The organism is Bacteroides sp. AM32-11AC, assembly GCF_003603515.1.
Classification (GTDB): Bacteria; Bacteroidota; Bacteroidia; order Bacteroidales; family Bacteroidaceae; genus Bacteroides; species Bacteroides uniformis.
In genome coordinates this window covers 1-738 of the sequence record NZ_QTNH01000042.1, presented here as the reverse complement: position 1 = coordinate 738, position 738 = coordinate 1, and the positions used below count along the sequence as shown (strand labels likewise).

Genomic DNA, 738 nt, shown 5'->3' with positions numbered 1-738 from the left:
TACCGCTATAAATGGAAACAATGCCATTGCAATGAAGAATACCAAAGTAGCCAGTAACACATAGAATAAATTCCGTAGCATAATCTCCAGTTTTGAGAAACCAGTAATAGGATATAATTCCAGATACAGCTAAGAGAGAAACCAGCTGTATCTTTCATCACCATGCAGAGCGGATGCAATGCCCGTTGCCAGTTCTGTAGCGTTGTAGGCTCTATCCAGAAAGCTGTCTATGTAGCTGCTCTTGTTGCTGCCAGTAAGCAGGTTGTAGAACTTCCACATGGATAGGTCACTGCCAAGACAGCCAAAGTTCTCATCATTAATGTAGGCTTTAGCCACACTGTTTACTTGTGTATCAGTAAGCAGCATTCTGGGGATAGCCTTCTGATAGCCTTGTGGCAAGCACTGATAAAGTCGCATTCTTCCAAGTAACTGGCAGAATTGATGTTCTGTCATACTGGTATTGCCAAGTGTCTGCATCAGATGTATGTGCTTGGCAGGGTCGTACTTGTTGAACATTTCCAATACGGCACGATATAATTCGTTGGTATTGGTTACTTCCAAACAAGTAAGATAACCGTCCGTAGATACACATAAATTGGTGCAGACATTACAAATGAAGCCTATGAACACCTTAAAACGCTCTGCACCCTTTTTACTGTACAGATTGGTATGGTTATAAGCCCTAACTCCACCTATGGTAAGGGTCAGCCTATTACCGTTCACCGTCTCGTAGATGGT

Annotated in this window: 1 protein-coding gene; it reads right to left on the bottom strand. The window is 42.5% G+C overall.

Features of this window, described 5'->3' with window-relative positions; genetic code table 11:
- Positions 1–129: 129 nt before the first annotated feature.
- On the bottom strand, positions 130–738 hold a 609-nt coding region (locus tag DW800_RS19505), incomplete at its 5' end, for a DUF3871 family protein (protein WP_119958292.1).